The following is a 20,251-nucleotide window of genomic DNA, read 5'->3' as shown; positions in this document are numbered from 1 at the left end:
ATAGGAACGGCGCCCCCGTTCACTCGCCGCGCGGCTGGAGCCCTGCCAGTAGCGCGCCGAAGAGCGCGAAGAGCGCCAGGAACCCGGCGGTGGCGGCCGTACTGACGTCGTCCTCGACCACATGGCCGCCGAGGAAGAGCCAGAGAGCGGCGCCGACCAGCACGAGGAGGTGATTGCCCCGTTCCTTCACCGCCCGCATTCCGGCCCACAGCAGCAGCGGCATCGACCCCACGCCCGCGATGCCCGCCAGCAGCGACTCCAGGGAACCGGCCAGGAACGCGTCCTGGTTGGCCTCCCGCACCCCCGACGCCCACTCCCGGCAGGACGTCCAGATCCAGTAGCAGACGACGGCGGACACCGCCGAGACGACGGCGCCCTTCACCCAGCGGGCGACGGCCTTGCGGTTCGTCATGTCCCTCAGCCTTCCATGGCAGGGCAACGGGGGCCTGAGTACGCGTACTCAGGCCCCCGTCACCTCTTCAGGGTCTGCCTACAGCGAGTGCTGCAGGCTGTCGGCGTACAGCCGCGCACCCGCGATCTTCGGGTGGAAGGACTTCATGGACGGCGCCACATTGCCCGGCAGCCAGTTCCAGTCCCGGTTGTCCGCCTGCGAGTGGCCGGAGAGGACGATCCCGTGCACGTCCTCCGGGTCACCGCAGATCGCCTTGCCCGCGAACTCGTCACGCGGGTCGGAGAAGACCGCGTTCGCGCCGTACTGGGCGTTGGCGTCGTTGACCGCGCCCTGCATCTCGGTGGCCAGGGTGTCCGCCATGCTGTTCAGCCACGGCCCCTCCTCGGTGCCGATGCCGACGATGCACTGCCCGTCGTTCTCCAGGAGCTTCGGGTAGCCCATGAGGACGATCTTGGCGTTCGGCGCCTTCAGATGGATGGAGTTGAGCATGCCGGCCAGGCGCGGCCGGATCTGCTCGTGCAGCCACTTCGGTGCCCACTCGTTCAGCGGGCCGGTCGACTGGCCGTTCTTCTGCCCGGTGTCCGGGTCGACGGCGTCGATGGAGTTGTCGTTGCACACGGTCAGGGCCGTGATGCACTCCTGGACGATGTCGGCGAACCGGGCGTCGTTGCCGCCGATGGACAGGGTGACCAGCGTGGTGTTCTGGTCGAGGTAGCCCTGGCTGATCTGCGGCAGCTCGCTGCTCTGGCCCTCGCGCAGGATGTTGTAGTGGCGGGCGCCCGAGCAGGCGATGAAGTGGTAGTCCATGTCGGAGTCGCGGTCGTCGGCCATCGCCCCGATCGACTTGGTGTAGCCGGGCAGCGTGGCCTGACGCGACCAGGCGTACTTCGAGCGGTGGCACTTGTCCTCGGTGTCGGGCTGCTGCTTGTCGTAGTAGTCGGACTCCGGGTAGTAGTCCGCGCCGCCGTTCTCCGAGGCGCCCTCACCCGAGGAGTACGAGTCGCCCATGGCCACGATCGTGTTCTTCGCCTTGCTGCTCAGCGGCTGGAAGCCGACCGAGTCCCAGGCGACGTCCTCGGTGCCCTTGCCGTCCTGCGTCACGTTCGACAGGGCCACCGTGGGCGCCCCGGTGAAGTTGAAGACGCCGATCGACACCCACTTGTTCTCCATCACCCGCTGCGGCAGCGCGCGGTTGGGGCTGGTGGAGTTGGTGCCGCCGACCTTGTACATGGCCTGACGGGTGTGCGCCCCGTGGTCGGGCAGGTGCACCCACACCCGCATCCAGCCGCGGTCCGGCTTGTTCAGCGTCCAGGTGCCGGTGGTCTGCAGCCGGGTCGCGTCGCTGGTCCCGCTCTTGTTGGTGTGCGAGAACCAGAAGTGGTTGCCGTAGGCGGCGCCGATCTGGTGCAGGTCGATCCGGGAGGAGGCGCTCCCGAAATCCATGTTGAAGGAACCCGCGGACGAGACCGTGCCGCACGATCGGGTGTCGGATCCGGCCGGGATCGTCCCGTCGGCGAGGTCGTCGACGACGAACGTCCCGGAGGGCAGGTCGGTGGTGCAGCGTGGCGGGTAGGAGTTGGCGTCCGGCTGCTCGGGATAGGTGTCGTCGAACCGGTGGATCGGGTTGCCGCACTGGGCGCTGGAGGTGCAGTTCTTCCAGGTCGCGGCCTTGGTGAACCAGCACTTCAGGTACAGCGGGTCGGAGGTGCTCGGGTCGCCGGGCAGCAGGCAGGGTCCGCCGCCGGTGTTGTTGGTGGCGTCCGTGCTGATCTTCGAGGCGTCGCAGTTGTTGCTGCTGTCGCAGAACAGGGCGATCGGGGGCTTGGCCGCCGTGCGGTAGGCGTTGGTGTTCCACCACGCGGCGCGGTAACCGGCCTGGAAGTCACCGGGCTTGAACATCGCCGAGATCGGGCGGGCCGCCCAGCCGATGACCTTCTCCTCGTACGGCCAGTCCTGCGGGTGCGCGGCGTGGCTGTAGTCGTCGGCGCCGGCCGCGTCCTCCAGGAACGGCGTGCGGTTCTCCTTCCACAGCGGGTTGGCCGGGTTGTTGGTCCAGCCGAGGCCCCACTTGCCGGAGTTGCTGCCCGCGTCCGCCTTGAGGTGGTAGCCGGTGTTGTACGACCACAGGGCGGCGAACCAGTTCTCGATGTACTTCGGGCTGCCGTCGTTGATGACGATCCCGTCGGCGCGGGTCTGGTTCCACTTCTCGACCAGGATGTTCACGCCGGCCGCGATGTTCGCCGCGTAGTCGAGCGCGATGGCCTCCTGCTGCTGCGTGGTCTTCGTCGGCTGGCCCTTGCCCGGCAGCCGCATGCCGTCGGTGACCTGGGTGACGCCGTAACCGCAGTCGGACTTGGTCCAGTCGATCGCCCACGGGTCGGTCTGCGAGCCGTCGGAGGAGTACTTCACGCCGTAGAAGTTGCCGATCAGCGGGTTCGCGGTGACACCCGGCACGGCGTAGCGGGTCGCCTGCCACATGTTCGACTCCTGCGCGGTGACGCCGAGCATCACCTGAGCCGGGATGTGCCAGTCGGCGCCGCTGCCGCCGCTGAGCGACTGGAGCGGGAACAGGGTCTGCGGCGCGTACGCGCTCATCCCCGTGTTCTTCCAGTTCGCCGCGCGGGTGGCGCCCTTGTTGAGGGTGCCGACGACCGCCTGGTCCACGGCCCACTCGATCTGCCGCGGGGTCGGCTGGAACGCCTGCTTCTTCGGGTCGTTGCGCGGGACCGAACACGTGCGGTCCGTGTCGACCGGGGTCGCCATCGGTGTGGCCTTGCCGGACGGCGCCGGAGCGGTCAGGACCGGGCTCGTCGCGGTCGCGGCGCGCTGGGCGCCCGCGCTGCCGATCCGGTTCCCGGGCGCGGCGTCGAGGACGGTCGTCCTGCCGGTGTCCAGGGCCTTCAGGGTGATCCTCGCGGCGCGCGCCGAGAAGGAGTCCTGCTGCGTGATCCTGGAGTCCTTGCCGTCGGCCCACGCGGTGGTCACCGCGGCGCCGCCGCGGCTGGAGATCCGGGCGTCCTTGGCGATCCCGCCCGGGTTGCGGACGGCACCCGGCAGCGACCCGTTGGTACGGGCCTTGCCGGTGACGTACACGGTTCCCGCCGACGTACGCGTGAGGTCGAAGCCGGTCAGCGACCCCTGCGCGAGCAGGGCGGCCCGCGCCTTGCCGTTCGCCGACTCCAGCGCCCCCGCGGTGACACGGGAGACGGCGGCCTGGTCGTCGGCCGACGACTTCTTCTTGCCGCCGGGCAGCCGGTCGATGAAGGTGACCCCGCCGTCGGCGTCGGGCTGGAGCTGGAACGGTACGGCGTGGGTGCGGGCCACCGTCTTCACCGTGGAGCCGTCGATCCGTACGACCTGGTTGCCGCGCGCCGCGACGATCCTGCCGTCGACGGGGACCGCCGAGGTGACCTGGCCGGCCACCTTCGTCCGCGCGGTCTTTCCGGTGGCGGCGGCGACCCTGACCAGCCGCGTCTCGTTCGTCTTGGACGTGTTCTCGTCGGTGAACTGCGAGAACACGGCGTCGTCACCCGTGCCGCAGCCCGGCGAGAAGTAGCCGAGCGTGGCCTGGAACGGCAGCTTGCGCACGGCGCCGCTGTCCAGGTTCACGATCGCGGCGAAGGCGCCCCGGCTCATCAGCTCGGGCTTGTTGGTGAACGTACGCGGCGCGTACGCCACCGCGGCGTACCTGCCGGACTTGGTCACACAGGCGTTGCCGATCCAGGTGTCCGTCTCGAACCCCGGCTCGGACAGCGAGGCCGCGGTCTTCCACGCGTAGCCGTTCTTCTCGTCGGCCACCATCACATGGAAACCGGTGCCGTCACCCGATGTCGTGAACGCCCGGTCCGAGGACGACCTGTAGTCCTTGCCGAGCAGTTCGGCCCGCTTCTTCGCGGGAACCGAGCTGGGGTTGTCGTCGTTCGTGGCCTCCTTGGCGGAGGACCAGCCGTTGGTTGCTCCTGGCGGGACTGCGTCCGCGTAGGCCTGCGTCGTACCGACCCCGCAGGCCACCGCTATGGCGACGGCCGTGGCGACCGGGACACGCGCATATCTCACAATGCTGCGTCTCAACTTCCTGTCTTTCTTCTGGGGTTCACGCCCTGATCAGGGCGTGCGACCGCACCCCGGGACCGACGTCGACAGACAGGGGAGGCCGGCTCGCGGGGGCGGGGGTGTGCCGCCCCCGTGCCGCACCTGTGGGGAGGCGCGAGCATGGTGGCACCGGGCGCTCTTCGCGCCGTCCCCTTCAAATCCCCTGAGGGCGCGGGCTGTTGAGGCACTCGAATACTCGCCGAAAGCTCTCCGAGGGCTCTTCGCGGACTCTCTCCCGGCTCTTTCCGGCGGGGATGAGTGTCCGTACTCAGGTGTCCCGGCCGCCCCCTCTGCCAACCTGGCGGCATGCCTTCCCGACAGAGCCGTACGAGCCATAGGAGCGGTGAGAGCCGTACGAGCCGTACGAGCCTCAAGCACGCTCCCCGCGCAGCCCTCTTACTCGCGACCGCCGCCGTCTGTCTCACCGCCTGCGGAACCGAGACCACGGGCGCGCAGTCGCCCCGCACCCCGCCCGACTCGCCGCCCTCCACCTCCACCTCGTCCTCGCCGCCCGCGAGCCCGCAGGCCGAGCCGGACCACGGCGACAGCGCCCCGCACAACGCCGAGAACAACATCGGCCGCAGACCGGCGGACATGACCCCCGCCGACGAGGCGGCCGCCAAGGAGAAGGCCAAGAAGGTCAAGCCGGTCCTGGAGAAGCTGCGCGAGCAGGGGCGCATCAGCCCCGAGGACGTACGCCCCGCCCTCGCCTCGCTCGGATTCCGCGCCGCGGACCTGCGCGTCCAGGACCCGTGGTCGACATGGAAGGTGGACCACGCGGAGAAGGTGCCGGGCAGCGCGTACGGCATCTGGGTCGGCAGGACCGCGTGCATCTCCGGCACGGTGACCGGGGACGGCGTGTGGACCGAGGTCACCGGCCCCTATCCCGAGACGGCCTGCATCGCGCCACCGGTGGCCCACTGACTTCGCACACGGCCGGCTCCCGCACACCGCTGACTCCCGCACACGGCGGGGAGCGGGTTTCCGGCCCACGGCGGGCGGCCCGGTCTCCTCGTCACACATCGGCCCTCCCGCGCGTCAGGGAGGCGACGGCGCCGCAGCACGCGGGCCGGTGAGAGGGAGATGACCAACATGACCGTTCTGATGGTGCGTGCCGCCGTGAAGCCCGAGTCCGTCGGAGAACTCGAGGACGCCCTGAAGAGGATGTTCACCGCGATCGAGCGCGAGCGGCCGACGGGCGTGCGCTACGCCTCGTACCGGCTGCCCGACGGCGTCACCTACGTCGTTCACCTGGAAGTCGCGGACGGCATCGAGAACCCGCTGACCGCGATCGCGGAGTTCCGCGAGTTCCAGGCGGGCCTGAGGGACTGGCTGGCCGGCCCGCCGACCGCCGAGCAGTTCGAGGTCAGGGGCTCCTACTCGGGCTGAACGGTGCGCCCGCGGACGGCGGATGGCGTACATCCGGTTGTATTACGGATGTACGCCGGGGCGGACGTGAGGGGGAATTCCGGTGAACGGCTAGCATCGCGGCACAGTTGTCGGCCGGGATGGGGTGGATGTCGTGTCACAGGCGGAGGAGGGGCCGCGGGTTGCCGTTGCCGTGGTGACCATGGGCAACCGGCCCGCCGAGGTCGACGCGCTGCTCACCTCCGTGGCCAAGCAGGACGTCGCGCCCGCGCGGATCGTGATCGTCGGGAACGGCTGTCCACTGCCCGAGTTCGCCGCACGCCTCGGCCTGCCCGGGCAGGTCACCACCATCGAGGTCGACGAGAACCTAGGGTGCCCCGGCGGCCGCAACGTCGCCCTCCAGCGCCTCAGCGAGCTGGCGGACGTCGACGTCGTCGTCGAGCTCGACGACGACGGACTGCTGGTCGACGCGGATGTCCTGCGGAAGGTACGCGATCTGTACGCCGCCGATCCCCGGCTCGGCATCGTCGGTTTCCGCATCGCCGACGAGAACGGGGAGACCCAGCGCCGGCACGTGCCCCGGGTCGGCGCCAAGGACCCCATGCGCGGTGGACCGGTGACCGGCTTCCTCGGCGGGGGGCACGCGCTCTCGATGCCCATGCTCGCCGAGATCGGTGACTGGCCCGCCGAGTTCTTCTTCGCGCACGAGGAGACCGACATGGCCTGGCGTGCCATCGACGCCGGGTGGACCGTGCTCTACGAGCCCGGGCTGCTTCTCCAGCATCCGAAGACCTCGCCCGCCCGGCACGCCATCTACTACCGGGTGACCGCCCGCAACCGGGTCTGGCTCACCCGCCGCCGACTGCCCCTTCCGCTGATCCCGGTGCACCTGGGCATCTGGATTCTGGCCACGCTCGTACGGACCCGGTCGATCGGTGGCCTGAAGGCCTGGTTCGGCGGCTTCGCGGAGGGGCTGCGGGAGCCGGGCGGAGAGCGCCGCCCGATGCGCTGGCGGACGGTGTGGCGACTCACCCGCCTGGGCCGCCCGCCCGTCATCTGAGACCTGACGGGACGGTCATACGGAGACCCCGGTCGTTCACCTCCGACGACCGGGGCCTCGCGCGACCCCGGATCCGGCCACGGCGGCGTCACTCCCCCGAGTTACGCGTCGTACGCGCGCACCGTCGGGCCAGATCCGATGGAGTGATCACATCAGGCCACGCCAACGGATCGCTAACATGAGGCCAACGGTTCTCTCGGGGGCCGTGAGACGGTCGGCAGGAAGCCGCCGGAAGAAGGCGCGAAGTCGCCATGGGCGCGGCCGGAGCGGTCGTGCGGGAAGGCAGTGGGGCGGCGTGATGCGGAACGGGCTGCGGTTCGGGCTGCTGGGGCCGCCGGTCCTGTACGCCGCCGACGGCGAATTCCGGTCGATCGGCAGCGGCAAGATGCGTGCCCTGCTGGCCGCGCTGCTCCTGGAGCCCGGCCGGATCGTCTCGGTCGACGTCCTCAAGGACGCGCTGTGGGGCGGGGCCCCGCCCGCGTCCGCGCAGGCCTCCCTCCAGAACCATGTGACACGGCTGCGGCGCCTCCTCGACGACCCCGACCGGCTGCGCGCGGTCCCGCCGGGATACGTCCTGCGGGTCGGCGAGGGCGAGTTGGACGTCCGCGTCTTCGAACAGCACGCCACGGCGGCGCGCACCGCGCACGCCCGGCGCGACTGGGAACGGGCGCTGCGCGAGTCCGCCGCGGCGCTCGCGCTGTGGCGCGGCACCCCGCTGAGCGGACTGCCGCCCGAGACAGGGGGACGCGCCTTCGTCCAGCGACTGGAGGAGGCCCGGCTGCTGGTCCTGGAATGGCGGTACGAGGCCGAGCTGCAGCTCGCTCCCACGGCCGCCCGCCGCGACCGTCTGGCCCCGGAGCTGGCCGCCCTCACCGCCGAGCATCCGCTCCGCGAGGCCTTCCATCGCCTCCTGATGCTCGTCCTGCACCGCACCGGCCGGCAGGCCGAGGCTCTCGCCGTCCACCGCGACCTGCGAGCCCGCCTCCTGGAAGAACTCGGCGTCGAACCGGGCCCCGCGGTCCGTGAGGCCCACCTGGAAATCCTCCGGGATCGAGGCGACGAGGCGGCCGCACCGGACCCCACCGAGGACTCCGAGCGAGCGCAACGGGGGCCGGCCGCCGCCCCGGCGGACCCCGGCCCGCCGCGCCCCGCCCAACTCCCGCCGCCTCCGGCTTACTTCACGGGGCGCGCCGACATCCGCGAGACGCTGCGCCTCACGCTGGATCCGGGGCGTGCGGCGGTGGGGCCGGGTTTCCCGGAGCGCTCCGGCCCCGGTGTGGTCGTGATCAGCGGCATGGCGGGCGTCGGCAAGAGCGCTCTCGCGCTGCATGTGGCGCACGGGCTGCGGGAACGTTTCCCCGATGGTCAGTTGTACGTCAACCTGCACGGCGCCACCCCGGGCATGACCCCGCTCACCTCCGGCCAGGCGCTCACGGCACTGCTCCGTGACCTCGGAGCGGAGCCTCGCCGGATCCCCGAACACCCGGACGCGGCGGCCGCGTTGCTCCGGTCGATGCTGGCGCCCACCCGCACCCTGATGGTGCTCGACGACGCCGCGCACGCCGCCCAGGTGCGGCCCTTGCTGCCCGCGGGCGCGGGGTGCGCGGTGATCGTGACGAGCCGTTCGCCGCTCACCGTGCTGGACGGGGTGCACCGTTTCCCGCTCGCTCCGCTGTCGGACGAGGAGAGCGCGGCGCTGCTCCGCGCGGTCTCCGGCCGCCGGGACGGTCTCGACGGCGGGCACCCACTCGTCGAACTCACCGGCCGGCTGCCGCTCGCCCTCCGCGTCGTCGCGGCCCGGCTCGCCGCGCGCCGCGCGCTCACGCCGGACGTGCTCGCCGGTCAACTGGCCGCCACGGAAGGTCGGTTGCACCATCTGGAGTACGACGACCTGAGCGTCCGCCGCTCCCTGGCCGTCGCGCACGACGCGCTGCGCGCCTCGGACCGCGAGGCCGACCGGGACGCGGCGTTCGCCCTGTGCCGTATCGGCGCGCTCGACCTTCCCACGTATGGGGCGCGCCTCCTCGCCCGTCTCACCGACACCGACGAGCGCCGTGCCGAGGCCGCCCTCGACCGCCTCGTCGACGTCGCCCTCCTGGAGGAGACGGCCTACGGCCGCTACACACCCCACGACCTCGTCCGTGACTTCGCGAGAGAGATCGCGGGGGCGGCCGAGGGACCGGGTTCGACCCCGGCCGACAACAGTTCAGCGGTCACCGAACGCGCTCTCCGCTGGTACACCGGCGTAGCCGGGCGCTCCCTGGAGGCGATCCTCGAACCCGGCCTCGACCGCGAGGACCGCAGCCGCCCCACCACCTCCCAGCCACCCCCGCACTCGGTGGACGTCGCGGCCACGCCCTCCTTCCACTCCGCCAAGGAGGCCTTCGCCTGGGGCGACCTGGAGCTGGAGAACGTGGTGACGCTGGTGGAACGCTCCGCCGGCAGCTCTCCGTACGTCCCCCTCCTCGTCCGCCTCCTCAACCCGTACGTCCAACGCAGCGGCCGGGTGGCCGAGTTGGAGATCCTCCAGCGGGCCGCGCTCGGAGCGGCGCGACGGCTCGGCGACGAGGCCGCCGAGGCGTACGCGCTCGGAGACCTCGCGGGACTGCACTTCATGACGGGCCGTGCGGGCGACGCCCTCGCCCTGAACGACGAGGCACTCGCGATCTGGCGCCGCCTCGGCGTCCTGTCCTGGGTGCGCCGGGGACTGAACAACCGCGGCATGCTCCTCGAAGGACTCGGCCGCTACGCCGAATCCGGCGAGGCTCTGCTCCAAAGCCTCGAATTCTCCAGGGAGTTGGGTGACCCGCACATGGAGGCCATCACCTACAGCCACCTCGGCAACCTGTACGAGCACACGGACCCGCGGGCCGCCATCGACCACCACAAGCGCAGCCTCGCGATCGGTGACACGGTCCGGGACGTCATCATCCGGCACTCCGCGCACTGCAACATCGGCTACGCCCACCTCACCCTCGGCGAACCGGCCGCCGCCGTACCGCACTTCGAGGAGAGCCTGCGCATCCTCGGCAGCCACGGCGACTGGCACGGCGAGTCGCAGACCCGGCTCGGGCTGGTGCGCGCGCTGCGCGGGGTGGGGGACTGGGAGCGTGCCGTGGGCGAGTGCGATCTGCTGCTGTGCCGGGCCGACGGTCGGGCCGACCGGTACACCGGGGGTCTCGCCCGCCACCAGCGGGGCCTGCTGCTGCGCACACGCGGGGACACCGAGGCGGCCTACGCGCAATGGGAACTGGCCCTGGAAGCACTGGAGGAGACGGACAGCCCGGTGGTCGGCGAGCTGAGAGAACTCCTCGCGGAGCGGTGAGGGAACTCGCGGAGCGGTGAGGGAAAGGGTGAGGGAAAGAGGGAGTGGTTGGTGAGGTGACCACAGTGCTGTGAGGAAAGCCGGAGTGGTGGGGGACCACGGAGCGGTGAGGCGACCTCGGGGCGGTGAGGGGGACGCGGAGTGGTCGGTGTGAACGGGTGATCACTTGGCATCCGCGTAGCACTCCACCACCGCCGTGGTGAACGGGAAGCGGACCGGTGTCTCCCCGAACGTCAGGCGCCCCGCGAGCTCGGCCGCGTCACGGATCGCGGCCACCACCGTCTCGGTCTCCTCGGCGGGGCAGTGCACGATCACCTCGTCGTGCTGGAAGAAGACCAGCTCGGCCGAGAGATCCGCGCAGCTGCGGCGGAGCGCGGCGAGCACCAGCAGCGCCCAGTCGGCGGCGCTGCCCTGGACGACGAAGTTGCGGGCGAAGCGGCCGCGGGCACGGGAGTTGGACGAGGCATAGCCGGGAACCCAGCCCTGATCGGGGGCGCCGGGGACGGTCTCGGCGGGGTCGTCCTGCGGCAGGCCCGCCTCCTCCCCGCCGCCCTCCGTCGCCCCCGCCGCCGGGGGACAGGTCCGCCCCAGCCAGGTCCGGACGAGCCGGCCCTCTTCCCCCGCCCGCGCCGCGTCGTCCACGTACGCCACGGCCTTGGGGAAGCGGCGGCGCAGCAGGGCGAGGTTCTTCAGCCCGTCGCCGGACGTCTGCCCGTACACCGCGCCCAGGACGGCGAGCTTGGCCTGCGCCCGGTCACCGGCGAACGCCCGGTCCGACACGGCCTGATAGAGATCGGCCTCCCGGCCCGCGACCTCCATCAGACCGGGGTCGCGGGAGATCGCGGCCAGCACACGCGGCTCCATCTGGTCGGCGTCGGCGACGACGAGCCGCCACCCCGGATCGGCGACGACGGCACGCCGGATCACCTTGGGGATCTGGAGGGCACCCCCGCCATTGGTCACCCACCGCCCGGTGACGGTGCCGCCCGGCAGGTACTCGGGCCGGAACCGCCCGTCGCGCACCCAGTCCTGGAGCCAGGACCAGCCGTGAGCGACCCAGATCCGGTACAGCTTCTTGTACTCGAGCAGCGGCTTCACGGCCGGATGGTCGACCGACTGGATCTCCCACCGCCGGGTGGACTTGACCTTGGTCCCGGCCTGCGCGAACGCCTTGACGACATCGGCGGGCAGATCAGGTCTGACCCGTCTCCCGAAGGCGGCCGACACCTCGTCCGCCAGCTCGGCCAGACGACGTGGCTCGCCGCCGCCCGCGTACCGCTCCCCGAGCAGTTCGTGCAGCACCTCGCGGTGGACGTCCGCGCTCCACGGCAGTCCCGCGTCGTTCATCTCGGCGGCCACCAGCATTCCCGCCGACTCGGCCGCCGTGAGCAGCCGCATCCGCTCCGGGTGCGCGCCGGCGTCATGACGGCGCTGCTGATCCGCGTACACCTCCAGGAGATCTCGCAGGGGCACGTGGACCGGGCGGGGCTCGAAGAGCGACGACTGGGAGCCGGGCTCGGCGGACCGCTGCGGCGGATCAGCCGGTACGGGGCCGCCGCGCAGCCTCGCCAGCGCGGCGGCCGCCGACCGGGGCTCGCCGAGCCGCCCCTCGTGCCCGAGCAGCAGGGTCTCCGCGGCCTCCATGTCGTAACACCGCTCCACTCGCACCCCCGTGGCGAGCAGTCGCGGATACACCTCGGCCGTGGACCGCCAGACCCACCGGCTCACCTCCGGCCGCGATCGCACGGCCTCGGCGAGATCCGGCTCCCGGCGCACCGGCCCGGCGGGCAGCCCGCCGGGGCCGAGGGCGGCGACCTCCACGCCACCGTCCTCGGCCGGCGCGAGAGCCCAGCGCTCGGTCATGATTCCGAGTCTCGCAGCCGGGTCTGACAACGCCCCGGCCACGCGCGCCGACGCACCTGAGCGCTCCTGGCCCCGCCGGCTCGCTCAGCCCGTGCCGGCCGCGCCCTTTCCCTTCACGATCTCCTCGAGCATGCGCGCGATGTGCCCCTCGGTCGTCGCCTTGTCGACGCCGGCTCCGCTGAGGACGCCCTCGCCGTTCTCGTACTCCAGCAGGGCCAGCAGGATGTGTTCGGTGCCGACGTAGTTGTGGCCGAGGCGGAGGGCCTCGCGGAAGGTGAGTTCCAGGGTCTTCTTGGCGGCGGGACCGTACGGGACGAGCTCCGGGACCTCGTCGACGGCCGGCGGAAGCGCCGCCTTCGCCGCCTCGCGCACCGCGTCCAGGGACACGCCCTGCGCGGTGATCGCCTGCGCGGCGAGCGCCTCGGGCTCGCTGAGGAGACCGAGGACGAGGTGTGCGGGCAGCCCCTCGGCATTGCCCGCGGCCTTCGCCTCGGCGTGCGCGGCCATGACCGCCTGGCGGGCCCGCGGGGTGTAGCGCGCGAAGCCCTGGCTCGGATCGAGGTCCGACTCGGCCTTCGGGACGAAACGCTTCTGGGCCGCCTGCCGGGTGACCCCCATGCTCTTGCCGATGTCCGTCCAGGACGCGCCCGAACGCCGCGCCTGGTCCACGAAGTGCCCGATCAGGTGGTCGGCCACGTCGCCCAGGTGATCCGCGGCGATCACCGCGTCCTGGAGCTGGTCAAGTGCGTCGGGGTGGGCCTTCTTGATGGCCTCGATGAGGTCGTCGAGCCGTACGGATGCCGTGCCGAGTGGATTCGTCATGCGTCAACCGTAGGTTGACAGTCCCGGAGTGTCAACCCAAAGTTGACACTCGCCGCTGCCGGGGGCCACCCGCCCCGTCCCGGGGGGCGTGGGGGGCCGACCGCCCTTCCTGCGACGAGCCGACGTGCCCCGCGATGAGCTGTCGTACGTCCGCGGCGAGCTGTCGTACGTCCGTGACGGGAGCGTCGCCGCCACCGCGTCCCGCGCTGATCCATTCGTCCGCACCCGCCCCAATTCCCCCAGGTGGCCGGCCGGTTCACTGTCCACAGGGTGTGGATACGCCGATTCCCGCGACACGGGGGCAAGCCCGACTCGACGCGGCCCGACTCGACACGGCACCCGCTCCGGCCCGACCCCGGCGTCCTGCGGGTGGCGGCCGGCCCTGCCAGGGCCCGTGGGCCCGTGGGCCCGTGAGCCCGTGAGCCCGTGACACGATCGAGGAATGAGTACGTCCAGCACCGTGGAGCGCGCCTTCGAGGCCGCCCTCTACGCCGAGACCGACGCGGCCCTCGACACGGGTGCCTCGTTGCTCGCCGCCGACCCCGCGGCCGACGCCGAACTCACCCGGCGCGGCGAGGAGTTCGTCACCGCGGCCTGGCGACGCGGCTGGCAGCCCGCCGACGTCGTACGGATCGTGCGCCGCGAGCTGGACGACGTACACGTACGCCTGGTGTCGGCGCTGATCCTGAGCGAGAACAGCAAGCGCAGCGAGAGCCGCAAGCGCACCGAGAACGCCAAGCGCAGCGAGAGCGATGGGAGCGGCGGTCCGTCGCGGGGCCCGCGCTGGGCGGCCCAGCTCGAAGACCTGGCCCCCGAGGCCCGGACCCCCCGCACCGACCGCTTCTCGTACGCCACCACCGCGTTGGAGCTGTACCGGCTGCTCCTACGCCTCCCCGCCATCGAGCCGCTGGACATACCTCGGGCGGCCGCCGCCCCGCACGACTCCCGCATGCTCACCCGTATCCGCGCGCTGCTGGCGAAGGCCGAGGCGACCGGGTTCCCGGAGGAGGCCGAGGCGCTGAGCGCCAAGGCGCAGGAGCTGATGGCGCGGCACAGTATCGACGAGGCGCTGCTCGCGGCGCGTACGCACGCCAAGGACGCGCCCGGCGCCTGCCGTATCGGGATGGAGGCGCCGTACGAGACGGCCAAGGCGGTCCTCCTGGACGCGGTGGCCGGGGCGAACCGCTGCCGGGCCGTGTGGAACGAGGCCCTCGGCTTCTCGACCGTCGTCGGCTTCGAACCCGATCTGGAGGCGGTCGAACTCCTCTACACCTCGCTGCTCGTGCAGGCCACGGCGGCGATGACGAAGGCGGAGGCGGCGCAGCGGGCGAGCGGCCGGAAGCGTACGAAGACCTTCCGGCAGTCCTTCCTCGCCGCGTACGCGCACCGGATCGGCGACCGCCTCGCGTCCGTCGCCGAGGGCCAGGTGACGGCCACGGAGGGGGAGTTGCTGCCGGTGCTCGCGGCCCGCGACGTGGCGGTCGCGGACCACATGGACCGGCTGTTCCCCGAAACGGTGACGACAAGGCTGCGCGGGGTCACCGACGCGGCCGGCTGGCACGAGGGCTCCGCGGCGGCCGACCGGGCACAGGTCAAGGGCCGCCGCCCGATCCCGTGACGGGACCACCGCGTGTGGAGGGACTCAGTCCCCCGCGGGCTGGAACGGCGTCACGGAGGCGTCCAGCTCACCCGCCCGGCCCTTGCCCGCGACGGGCCCGTACGACCACGTGAAGTCCTGCGCGGCGGTGGCTCCGGGCAAGCTGATCTTCAGCGTCTTCAGGTCGAGGGTCTTCGCGTCGTCCGCCTTGCCTCGTACGTAGCTGATGGTGAAGGACGCGGTGCCGTTCGCCGCCAGGGTCAGCTTCTCCGGCTTCGCCGCCTTGTCCGCGACGATGTCCGTGGAGGTGCCGCCGGCCTGGACCTCGAGGCCGGGGAAGCCCTCCAGGAGGCACTTGGAGCCACGGTTGGTGATCGTGACCGGGACGTTGCCCGTGTCCCCGGCGGCGGGGGCGGCGTTGGCGGGTCCGACCTGGATGCCGACCTGGTCGATCTTGCAGGTGCCGGATGATGTGCCGGTCGTCTTGTTGCCGCCGTCGCTGTTGCCTCCGCTGTCTCCGCCGCTGCTGTCGCAGGAGGTCAGGGCGAGGGCGGCGGCGAGGACGGTGACGGCGATGGGCAGGGCGCGCATGGGTTCCCCCGGGGGGTGGTGCCGGTGACGGTGTTCATGGGGGATCATCACGCATTTCCCTTCGGACGGTGTGCGGTCCCCGGGTCGTTCACCCCAACCATGCCGTGAATGCCCATGAATATCCCTTGCGTCGGCGCGTCGAGCCGGCTCCGGGCGCTGAGGCAGACCACGCGCGCGTGCTTGACGATCGAGCGGCGACGTCTCGAACCCCTGGCCGTGCCGAGCTGGGCGGCCCGGGACGGGTACGCACGGGACGGGTACGCACGGGACGGGTGCGCCTGGGGCGGGTACGCCTGGGACGGCCACGCGAACGGCCGCGGAACCCGAAGGATTCCGCGGCCGATGGCCGATGGCCGATGGCCGATGGCCGATGGCCGATGGCCGATGGCCGATGGCCGATGGCCGATGGCCGATGGCCGATGGCCGATGGCCGGTGGTCGGTGGCCCGTGGCCCGTGAAGAGACGCCGAGCGCCGAGCGGTGAGCGCGGTCAGGAGCCCAGGCTCGCCGTCGGCAGCCCCGTGGGCAACTGTCCGCCCTCGGACTTCGTGTAGATCTCCTGTCCGAAGCCCGCCCACTTGACCCGCAGGGACGTGGAGTCGATGTGGGTGACCATGCCGGACGCGCGGTCCTTGTTCCCGTCCGTGCACTTCAGGTGGATCATCTGCATGCCCGCCTCGTCGCCGGCGGTGCCGCTGCACACGGAGCCCCCCGTGGCGAAGAGCGCGGCCTGATTACCGGTGATCACCAGTGCCACGGCCTTGCCGTCCGTCGTCGCCAGCCAGCTGCCCGCCAGCTTGCCGCCGCCGGTGGAGGTGCCGCCCGAGCCGCCGCCCGTGTCGGCGCTCTCCGTCGCGGAGGTGCTCGGGGTCGCGGACTTGTCCCCGGAGCCGTCGCCGCCACTGCCGCAACCGGTCAGCACGAGCGCGACCGCCAGACCCGCCGCCGCGGCCGCGATGCGCGCCCGCGTGCGGGTGCGGGTGCGGGTACGCGGGAAGGTCGCCGAACTCGCCGTAGTCACTGAAGCCCCCAAAGGTGGTGGTGATGCCGGGGTCGCCTGAACGACCGCAGCAAGTTACCAGGAGGACTTGCGCACGCCGGGGAGGAATCCGGCGTGCGCTTGCTCACGCAGATTCACCCGGGAGAGGCCGAAGGTGCGCAGATAACCGCGCGGACGGCCGTCGACACTGTCGCGATTGCGTACGCGGGTGGGGCTGGCGTCGCGCGGCTGCCTGCGCAATTCGTTCTGGGCGGCGGCCCGTTCGGCGGCGGTCGAGGACGGCCGGCGGATGATCTCCTTCAGCTCGGCCCGCCGGGCGGCGTACCGCGCGACGATCTCCTGGCGCTTCTCGTTCTTCGCGACCTTGCTCTTCTTCGCCATCAGACCTTCACCCCTCGGGCACGGATCCGCGCCACGGCCGCCTCGACGCCGATCGTGTCGACGGTCTTGATCCCCTTCGCGCTCAGCCGCAGCCGTACGTAGCGGCCCTCGCTCGGCAGCCAGTAGCGCTTGCGCTGGACGTTCGGGTCGAAGCGGCGGGAGGTGCGCCGGTGGGAGTGGGAGATGGAGTTGCCGAAGCCCGGCCGGGCCCCGGTCAGCATGCAGTGGGCGGACACGGTGACGCACCTCTCCTGATCGGTGACCAGTAGCGACTGGTAATGGGATTCATTTTCAGTAAGATACCAGGCATGGCACGCAACGAACTCCGTCCGGTCATCAAACTCCGGTCCACGGCCGGGACCGGCTACACCTACGTCACCCGCAAGAACCGCCGGAACGACCCGGACCGGATGACCCTGCGCAAGTACGACCCGGTCGCCGGCCGCCACGTCGACTTCCGAGAGGAGCGCTGACCGCCATGCGCGAGGGAATCCACCCGGCGTACGGCCCGGTCGTCTTCCGCGACCGCGCCGCGAACCACGCCTTCCTCACCCGCTCGACGCTCGCCGCCACGGCGGGCGAGAAGACGATCGAGTGGGAGGACGGCAACACCTACCCGGTCGTCGACGTCGAGATCACGAACGTCAGCCACCCCTTCTACACGGGCAACGCGCGCGTCCTGGACACGGCCGGACGCGTGGAGCGCTTCGAGCGCCGTTACGGAAAGCGGAGCTGACGGTGGCCGAGCTCTCCCGGCCCCGGCTCTCCGTCGCGATCGTCGGCGGACTGCACGCCGATGCCCGCAGGGCGGCCGTCGAGCAGCTGCTCGCGGCCGTCCCCGGCAGTGTCGCGCTCCACCACGACCTGGCGACCGCCGCCGCGGGCACGGTCGTCCGTACGATCCGGGACCGCACCGGCATCCTTTCCGCCGGCGAGGCGCCGCTGGTCAACGACTGCGCGTGCTGCGCCCTGCGCGAGGACCTGGTGCCCGAGCTGGAACGACTCGCCGATGCCGGGCTGACCCGGCTGGCCGTGGTCGAGCTGTGGGACTCCGTCGAGCCCAAGGCCATGGCCGAGGTCGTGGCGTCGAGCGGCCTGACGCTGACCGGCGTGATCACCGCCGTGGACCCGGCGCTGCTGCTCCCCTGCCTCGGCAACGGCGACGACCTCGCCGACGTCGGCCTCGCCGCGGCCGCCACCGACCAGCGCACGGTAGCCGACACCTTCGCCCGCCAACTGGAGTACGCCCCCGTCCTCGCCGTCATCGACTCGCCGGACGCCGACGACGAAGACCGAGCCCTGCTCGCCCAACTGCACCCGACGGCCCGCCAGGTGCCGATCGAAGGCCTGGACGCGTCGAGCACGGACTTGGGGCCGGACAGGTCGGCGCTCGCCGAGGCCGCGCTCGTTGGGTTCGACGTGGAGGCGGCTGCCGCCGCACAGCATCCGGCCTGTGCGCTGCTTCCGGCCGAGGCCGATGACCACGGCGTCTCCACGCTCGTATGGCACCGCCGAAGGCCGTTCCACCCGGAGCGGCTGTATGCCGCGCTGGAGGACCTGACGTGTGCGGCCGCGCGCAGCCGGGGACGGTTCTGGCTCGCCGACCGGCCCGACACGCTGCTGCACTGGGACGCGGCCGGGGGAGCGCTGTGCGTGGAGAGCGCGGGCCCCTGGCTCGCCTCGCTGCCGGACGCGGCGTGGGAGATGGTCCCGCCGGTGCGCCGGGCCGCCGCCGCTCTCGACTGGCACCCGGAGCACGGCGACTGCTGCCAGCACCTCGTCTTCACCTCGCCAGGACTCGACCGCGAGGGACTCGAACTGCTCCTGGAGTCCTGCCTGTTGACCGACGCCGAGTACGCCGCCGGGCGGGCCGCCTGGAAACGGCTGCCGCCCGCCTTCGACACCCTCCTGGAGGTCTGACCCGCATGGCCCGCAAGATCGACCGCAAGCCCGTCAAGTCCCGCCCGAATCCGCTGGATCAGGCCGGAATCACGTACGTCGACTACAAGGACACCGATCTGCTGCGGAAGTTCCTTTCCGACCGCGGCAAGATCCGCAGTCGTCGCGTCACACGCGTGACCGCGCAGCAGCAGCGGATGCTGGCCCGCGCGATCAAGAACGCGCGGGAGATGGCGCTGCTGCCGTACTCGTCCCGGTAGGCCCGGCCGGGCGGCTCATAGGTAGGAGATTCCCTACGGTTGACTCGTAGGGAATCTCCTACCTATTGTCGTTCCATGAACAGCGCACCCACGAACAGCACGCCCATGAACACCACGTCCACGAACTGCACGCCCACGAACACCGCGTCCACGAACATCACCCACGCCTCCTTCGTCACCCTCCCCGTCGCCGATCAGGACCGCGCCCTGCGCTTCTACACGGACGTGCTCGGCTTCGAGGTCACCGCCGACCTGGACGTGCCGCCCGGCCGCTGGCTCCAGGTCGCCCCCGAGGGCGCGCAGACCGTCTTCACGCTGTCCGGTCCGGACATGGGTGGTTTCACTCCGGGTGAGACCCGGGGGATCATGTTGGTGACGACCGATGTCGACGCCGACTGCGCGCGGCTCGCCGCCGCGGGTGTCGCGGTGGAGGGGCCCGACGAGTTGCCCTGGGGCCGGATGGCCTCGTTCCGTGACCCGGACGGCAACGGTCTGATGCTGCTCACGGAAAAGGCCATGGGCAAGGCCGCGGGCAACGCCACGGAGAAGGCCACGGAGAAGGCCACGGAGAAGGAAGGCTTCTGATCGCGCCATGACGGTGACTGGGACTGGGGTCGGGGCAGGGGAAGCGGCCGGAGCCGGGATCCGGGCCGAGGCCGATGCCGGCGCCCGCGAGGACCGACTCTTCGCCGCGCTCGCCAACGCCACCCGCCGCGAAGTCCTCCGGCTGCTGCGCGACGAGGGACCCCAGCCAGTCCAGGCGCTCGCCGACCACTTCGACATGCGCCGTCCCAGCCTCTCGGAACACCTCAAGGTGCTCCGGGAGTCCGGACTCGTGTCCGAGGAACGCGCGGGGCGGCAGCGGATCTACCGCCTCGAAGCCGCACCGCTCGCCGAGGTACAGGACTGGCTCCATCCGTACGAGCGGTTCTGGCGCGACAGGCTCAAGGGCCTCGGCGATCTCCTGGACCGCATGCCCGACGATGACGAGACATGAGCCCCGTTCCAGAATCCGTGCCCGAGAACGACCTCACCACGATCCGCGTCGACCAGTTCCTCCCGCACCCTCCGGCCAAGGTCTGGCGCGCCCTCACCGAGCCCGAACTGCTCGTGCAGTGGCAGATGCGGGGGTCGGAGAACTTCCGCCTCGAAGTCGGCCACCAGTACACGCTGACCTCCGTGCCGCGACCCAACACGAACTTCTCCGGCAGCGTTGACGTGCGGGTTCTCGCCTACGAGCCGGGGCGGATGCTGCGCGTCCGGTGGGCCGACGCCGACCCCGCCCATCCCGCGGACTGGACCATCACGTGGACATTGGAACAGGAAGGGCGCGGTACGCGTCTCTTCCTAGTGCACGAGGGATTCGATCCGGACGATCCCGCACAGATGATGGCGCGGAAGATCATGGACGGGGGCTGGAGGTCGCATGTCCTGCGATCTCTGGGGCAGGCGCTGGACCGGATGTAGCCGGACTCGGTTCGTATACAGACGGTGAGAGCAGCAGGCCGTAGTCAGGCGCGCGACGGCCGGTAGTCAAGTACCGGTAAAAGCTGTAACCGCAGGACCACCCCGCGTGCACGTG

Annotated in this window: 20 protein-coding genes; 12 read left to right on the top strand and 8 right to left on the bottom strand. The window is 71.5% G+C overall.

What is annotated here, in order from left to right:
• Positions 1 to 19: 19 nt before the first annotated feature.
• Together ACFVXA_RS17405 and ACFVXA_RS17400 are read right to left on the bottom strand one after the other, a co-directional pair.
• On the bottom strand, positions 20 to 412 hold the full coding sequence (locus ACFVXA_RS17405; protein ID WP_383906236.1) for a hypothetical protein: 393 nt from the start codon (positions 410 to 412) through the stop codon (positions 20 to 22).
• A gap of 78 nt (positions 413 to 490) precedes the next feature.
• Positions 491 to 4,468, bottom strand: a complete 3,978-nt coding sequence (locus tag ACFVXA_RS17400; RefSeq protein WP_390025450.1) for an SGNH/GDSL hydrolase family protein — start codon at positions 4,466 to 4,468, stop codon at positions 491 to 493.
• Between the two features lie 342 nt (positions 4,469 to 4,810).
• Here ACFVXA_RS17400 and ACFVXA_RS17395 point away from each other — a divergent pair, with 342 nt between their 5' ends.
• The 4 genes from ACFVXA_RS17395 (at position 4,811) to ACFVXA_RS17380 (ending at position 10,257) form a co-directional block, all read left to right on the top strand.
• A complete protein-coding gene (locus ACFVXA_RS17395; protein ID WP_362031431.1) occupies positions 4,811 to 5,428 on the top strand; it encodes a hypothetical protein in 618 nt (205 codons plus the stop codon).
• A 168-nt stretch (positions 5,429 to 5,596) separates the two neighbouring features.
• On the top strand, positions 5,597 to 5,893 hold the full coding sequence (locus ACFVXA_RS17390; protein WP_390025448.1) for a hypothetical protein: 297 nt from the start codon (positions 5,597 to 5,599) through the stop codon (positions 5,891 to 5,893).
• 133 nt (positions 5,894 to 6,026) lie between these two features.
• Positions 6,027 to 6,932 (top strand): glycosyltransferase family 2 protein, encoded by a 906-nt coding sequence (locus ACFVXA_RS17385; RefSeq protein WP_383739937.1) that lies wholly within the window; start codon positions 6,027 to 6,029, stop codon positions 6,930 to 6,932.
• Positions 6,933 to 7,230: 298 nt separating this feature from the next.
• A complete protein-coding gene (locus tag ACFVXA_RS17380) occupies positions 7,231 to 10,257 on the top strand; it encodes a BTAD domain-containing putative transcriptional regulator (RefSeq protein ID WP_390025446.1) in 3,027 nt (1,008 codons plus the stop codon).
• 162 nt (positions 10,258 to 10,419) lie between these two features.
• Here the strand turns inward: ACFVXA_RS17380 and ACFVXA_RS17375 are convergent, their stop codons facing one another.
• Positions 10,420 to 12,120, bottom strand: a complete 1,701-nt coding sequence (locus ACFVXA_RS17375) for a bifunctional 3'-5' exonuclease/DNA polymerase (protein ID WP_390025444.1) — start codon at positions 12,118 to 12,120, stop codon at positions 10,420 to 10,422.
• Positions 12,121 to 12,204: 84 nt separating this feature from the next.
• A complete protein-coding gene (locus ACFVXA_RS17370) occupies positions 12,205 to 12,942 on the bottom strand; it encodes a Clp protease N-terminal domain-containing protein (protein WP_362028386.1) in 738 nt (245 codons plus the stop codon).
• A 442-nt stretch (positions 12,943 to 13,384) separates the two neighbouring features.
• Here ACFVXA_RS17370 and ACFVXA_RS17365 point away from each other — a divergent pair, with 442 nt between their 5' ends.
• Positions 13,385 to 14,560, top strand: coding sequence for a DUF2786 domain-containing protein (locus tag ACFVXA_RS17365; RefSeq protein WP_389752317.1), 1,176 nt, complete (start codon positions 13,385 to 13,387; stop codon positions 14,558 to 14,560).
• A 24-nt stretch (positions 14,561 to 14,584) separates the two neighbouring features.
• Here the strand turns inward: ACFVXA_RS17365 and ACFVXA_RS17360 are convergent, their stop codons facing one another.
• The 4 genes from ACFVXA_RS17360 to rpmB form a co-directional block, all read right to left on the bottom strand.
• Positions 14,585 to 15,130 carry a DUF4232 domain-containing protein gene (locus ACFVXA_RS17360; RefSeq protein WP_389752319.1) on the bottom strand — a complete coding sequence of 182 codons (546 nt, stop codon included), beginning with the start codon at positions 15,128 to 15,130 and terminating at the stop codon, positions 14,585 to 14,587.
• Between the two features lie 489 nt (positions 15,131 to 15,619).
• On the bottom strand, positions 15,620 to 16,150 hold the full coding sequence (locus tag ACFVXA_RS17355; protein WP_384398749.1) for a hypothetical protein: 531 nt from the start codon (positions 16,148 to 16,150) through the stop codon (positions 15,620 to 15,622).
• Between the two features lie 54 nt (positions 16,151 to 16,204).
• Positions 16,205 to 16,510, bottom strand: coding sequence for a 30S ribosomal protein S14 (gene rpsN / locus ACFVXA_RS17350; protein ID WP_362028396.1), 306 nt, complete (start codon positions 16,508 to 16,510; stop codon positions 16,205 to 16,207).
• Positions 16,510 to 16,746 carry a 50S ribosomal protein L28 gene (gene rpmB / locus ACFVXA_RS17345; protein WP_362028399.1) on the bottom strand — a complete coding sequence of 79 codons (237 nt, stop codon included), beginning with the start codon at positions 16,744 to 16,746 and terminating at the stop codon, positions 16,510 to 16,512. Before rpmB ends, rpsN begins: the two co-directional genes overlap by 1 nt.
• 72 nt (positions 16,747 to 16,818) lie before the next feature.
• Between rpmB and rpmG the strand changes: the two genes are divergently transcribed.
• From rpmG to ACFVXA_RS17310, 7 genes are all read left to right on the top strand, one after another.
• Positions 16,819 to 16,983 carry a 50S ribosomal protein L33 gene (rpmG, locus tag ACFVXA_RS17340; protein ID WP_030573688.1) on the top strand — a complete coding sequence of 55 codons (165 nt, stop codon included), beginning with the start codon at positions 16,819 to 16,821 and terminating at the stop codon, positions 16,981 to 16,983.
• Positions 16,984 to 16,988: 5 nt separating this feature from the next.
• Entirely contained in the window at positions 16,989 to 17,246 is a 258-nt protein-coding gene (locus tag ACFVXA_RS17335) for a type B 50S ribosomal protein L31 (protein ID WP_362028405.1), read from the top strand.
• Between the two features lie 2 nt (positions 17,247 to 17,248).
• Positions 17,249 to 18,430 (top strand): GTP-binding protein, encoded by a 1,182-nt coding sequence (locus ACFVXA_RS17330; protein ID WP_390025442.1) that lies wholly within the window; start codon positions 17,249 to 17,251, stop codon positions 18,428 to 18,430.
• Positions 18,431 to 18,435: 5 nt separating this feature from the next.
• On the top strand, positions 18,436 to 18,669 hold the full coding sequence (gene rpsR / locus ACFVXA_RS17325) for a 30S ribosomal protein S18 (RefSeq protein ID WP_362028410.1): 234 nt from the start codon (positions 18,436 to 18,438) through the stop codon (positions 18,667 to 18,669).
• Between the two features lie 105 nt (positions 18,670 to 18,774).
• On the top strand, positions 18,775 to 19,254 hold the full coding sequence (locus tag ACFVXA_RS17320; RefSeq protein ID WP_390025555.1) for a VOC family protein: 480 nt from the start codon (positions 18,775 to 18,777) through the stop codon (positions 19,252 to 19,254).
• Between the two features lie 7 nt (positions 19,255 to 19,261).
• Entirely contained in the window at positions 19,262 to 19,666 is a 405-nt protein-coding gene (locus ACFVXA_RS17315; RefSeq protein WP_362028414.1) for a metalloregulator ArsR/SmtB family transcription factor, read from the top strand.
• Entirely contained in the window at positions 19,663 to 20,136 is a 474-nt protein-coding gene (locus ACFVXA_RS17310; protein WP_362028417.1) for an SRPBCC domain-containing protein, read from the top strand. The genes ACFVXA_RS17315 and ACFVXA_RS17310 overlap by 4 nt, the downstream gene beginning before the upstream one ends.
• Positions 20,137 to 20,251 lie beyond the last annotated feature (115 nt).

Origin of the sequence: Streptomyces sp. NPDC058246 (genome assembly GCF_042881985.1) — a bacterium.
Classification (GTDB): domain Bacteria; phylum Actinomycetota; class Actinomycetes; order Streptomycetales; family Streptomycetaceae; genus Streptomyces.
The sequence above is the reverse complement of the archived record's forward strand: the minus strand, read 5'-3'. Positions and strand labels throughout refer to the sequence as shown.